Source organism: Deinococcus murrayi DSM 11303 (assembly GCF_000482805.1).
In the GTDB taxonomy this organism is placed as follows: Bacteria; Deinococcota; Deinococci; order Deinococcales; family Deinococcaceae; genus Deinococcus; species Deinococcus murrayi.
In genome coordinates, this window is the sequence record NZ_AXWT01000047.1 from 1 (window position 1) to 3,545 (window position 3,545).

Consider the following 3,545-nt stretch of genomic DNA (forward strand, 5'->3'; position numbering starts at 1 on the left):
TTCTCAAGTCTCCATCTGACTTTTGACCCCTAGAGAGCGGTTTGATAGTACATCGATTAACATTCTTGGCATTGCGTTTGCTCGCGCGGAGTACAGTGATGGAAGAATTGGAGGAGCTATGTCCGCAATCTCAAATATCGACAGCGATTTCGGATATGTTGATGTACTACCCTACTGATTATGAAGCGCTTACTCCCGATCCTCCTCGCACTAATTGCGCCCTATAACACTCTTGCTGGCGGAACGCAGCCCATCCAGCCGTCACCCGCCCCTGCTGCTCTGCCATCTCTTTTATTGGGCGAGCGCGTCTCCCCTCAAGTTGTGACACAGCCGGGAGTATTGTTTGATGTATTCATTCCTACCACACTGGATGCACATCGCGATTTACAAATACAGGCGTCACTCCTCAATGTCAGTTCGCAACCCACAGAACTCTCCTTCTTAAGTGGTCAGCCCACCTACTGGATAGAGTTTAAGAGTACCTCGTCTGATTTTACTCGGCGGTGTAATCTGGCCAGTTTTACTCAAACTCCTATTCTCTCGTCGTCACCAGCAAGGCGGTGGAAGGTGGAGCCGGGCGGTGGATTGACGCTACCCTGCCTGCTCCAAGCACGAGAGGGAGCACCCATTCTTCCTTCCGGGCAATACCATGTGCAGGCGACACTCATCTTAGGAGATCCTGGGCGTACTGTCGTCTATTGGCGATCTGCTACGCGCCTTGTCAGAGTTCCTTAGAGCTGCACTTAAAGACCGAGTAGATCAAGGAGAACGCAACCCAAAGCTTGAAGTAGATGAGCAGGAGAGGGCAGCAGTGGACGTATCAAGTGTCCACCTGCTGCCCTATTCCGTTATTGACCGTTTATTGCGCTCAAGAACGGCTCGCCTCACCATCGACGCTGTGTTATGAGGGACATCATCAACATCAAAGCCGCTGAAGAGTGTTCAGGAGAACGTACCCTCCACTGGAAGGAGCCGGAAAACGTACCACTTTGGTCGCCTCCGCACGAGTCCGCCAGCCGCACGTCTAAGTGTCGGCTTGCAGTATTTCGCACAATGGTGCAAGACGGGTGCAAGCCGGAGGGTCAGTAGCGTCGGGTCATCCAAGGAGGTGAACGATGAAACGGTGGCTGCTCGCCCTCGGCGCGCTGCTGGTGCTCAGCTTTGCTGGCGCCGATCCAGATGATGACGCGGGGCCCGTCCTTACTCCAGTCGGAGTTCCTACCACCCCTGCCAGCTCCTGACCCCTTTCCACGCCGTGGCGGCACGCGTGAGGTCCCGACACCCATTCCTATTTCCTTCATTCCAGGCGAGCTGGCCGAATGAAGCTGAGAGGACATGACATGAAACAGTACGCTTCCTGGCTAAGCACCCTCTCCCTGACCGTTGCTTTGGCGGCGTGCGGCACCTCGCCGAACGTCGACGAGCCGCAACCCAATGCCCAGGCGCCGCAGCAGACGCAGGGACTTGCACGTCAGTCGACCGGGCAGCAACGTCCCCCCAACCCGCTCACGCCTAAGCCGAATTCCAACCGCTCTATGTACAACCCTGGGATGGCTGGGGACTTCGAGCGGCTAGCCGAACGTGAACCGGGCTTCGCTGGCTTCATCCTGAATCAGGACGGCGAGTTACACGTTTACACGGCGCCTGCGGGAAATCAGGCACGGGCCGAACGTGCGGCGCAGGAACTGGCCCTCAAGGTGCAGGAACGGCGTAACCGAAGCCAGGCGAATGCTGCCGTTACCCCGGACCTTCCCACCATGGCGGCGCGGACCCGGTCTTACCGGGCACAGTACAACTACCGTCAACTCTCCGATTGGCGCAACCTGCTGCGGACGCAGGTCTTTGACGAGGACACCTTCTCGATGATGACAGTCAGCATTCCAGACAACGCCATTCTGATCGGCACCACCGAGGAGCGCGGGTGGGAACGGATGCGCGGCATCGCCGCGAGACTCAAGATTCCTCCGCAGGCCATCAAGCTGGTCGTGAGACCCCGTGCTCAGTCTGTCCAGCTCTCCGGCACGTTGGATAACGAGCAGTCGACGTTTGTGGGCGGCCTCCAAATCTACACCGAAGGCATTCTCGGATGCACGCTCGGGCTGAACATCAACATGTACGACCAGTTCGGGGGGTCCGGCAAGGGCTTCCTCACGAACTCGCACTGCACGACGTACCTCGCCACCGCAGACTACCGGGAGCACTTCCAGGGCCCGCAGGGCTCCATGAACGTCGTGGGATACGAGCACACGGACCCCGCCACCTTCGGCTACGAAACCAGTGCCCTCTGTAGTGGCGGAGTGCCCTGCCGCTGGAGTGACAGCGCGTTCGTCCTGTATTACTCCTGGGCCGCTGCCAACTCGCCGTTTGCGATCGCCCGGACGACCAACCGGGTGTACAGCGGCTACGGCTCCCTCTCGATCAACACCAGTAGTCCCCAGCTCCGCGTCTTCAATGAGTACGGCATCTACCTGGGTGACCCCATGGAAAAGATCGGGCAGACCTCGGGGTGGACCTACGGCACCGCTCAGAATGTCTGCGTTGACGCGCTCCCGAGAGGGGCCGGAGAGTTCGTTCGGCTGTGCCAGATTGAGTCCGACATGGATGTGTTTGGGGGGGACAGCGGCTCACCCGTGTTTTACCGAACGGACACGAACAATGTCGAAGCCCTGGGGCTCGTCTGGGGCTCCACCATGAACGATGCTCAAACGGTCTCCTACGCTTCTTACTCGTCTGACCTCGCGTCCATCCGCCGTGATTTCTACGACTATGCTGGCTACGACTTCCAGGTAGCCTCTTACTGAGGATGAAACGTCTCCTGCTGACCTTCCTGGCCTGGGCGCTCCCCGCGGCTATGGCACAGCCGACCGCACCGCAGGGCGTGACCTTCCAGACACGCATCGCCGGAGTCCCGCGCGTAGCTGCCGCAGGGTTGCTCCCCGTTCGCCTCCAGTTGAAGAACCTCACCCCTGCACCCGCCTTCGCCCCCATCGGGTACCCACCCGACTTCAACATCGTGGTGACCAATGCTCAGGGCCAGATCGTGCGGCAACGCCTGAGGCCACCCACGCTCCCGGAGGGTGTGGTGACGAACGTCGTCATCGCACCCCGAGGTCCAACCTTGAACCCCAGAGAAGTGCTGACCGTGGAGTGGACGTGGGATCTCCGCGATGATCGTGGACAGCCGGTCAGAACCGGGCGCTACTGTTTGGTCGGGATGTTTCAATCCACGTCGGGACCCGCCATGCCAGGGCTCACCAGCGCCCCATGGTGCGTTTGGGTGCTGCGTTCCAACGCGTAAACGCTCCGGCGACCAACGCATCTTCGTCCATCACTTGGCGAGCAGGCACGAGAGAATCTCCTCTCGCGCCTGCTCCCTTCTCTGGCAACATCGGCCAGTTCAGTCCGTGGGCGTAGACGCCTGGGACCTTTCCAGCAGTGGAGGTGTGGTAACTGACATCTTTCAGTTTTAGAAAAGCACGTCCAGCACGGCTTCCTCCCTCAAGATGAGGGTGTGAAAAGGAAAAATGACCGTGCTGGACAGCTTT

Annotated in this window: 2 protein-coding genes; one reads left to right on the forward strand and one right to left on the reverse strand. The window is 59.1% G+C overall.

The window, feature by feature from the left end; translation table 11 throughout:
- Window positions 1–1,340 precede the first annotated feature (1,340 nt).
- The gene (locus H565_RS0108905) at window positions 1,341–2,801 is read left to right on the forward strand and encodes a hypothetical protein (protein ID WP_152550519.1); all 1,461 of its coding nucleotides are present in this window, start codon (window positions 1,341–1,343) and stop codon (window positions 2,799–2,801) included.
- Window positions 2,802–3,251: 450 nt separating this feature from the next.
- Here the strand turns inward: H565_RS0108905 and H565_RS16715 are convergent.
- A partial coding sequence (locus H565_RS16715; protein WP_211232127.1) for a hypothetical protein occupies window positions 3,252–3,545 on the reverse strand: 294 nt, incomplete at its 5' end.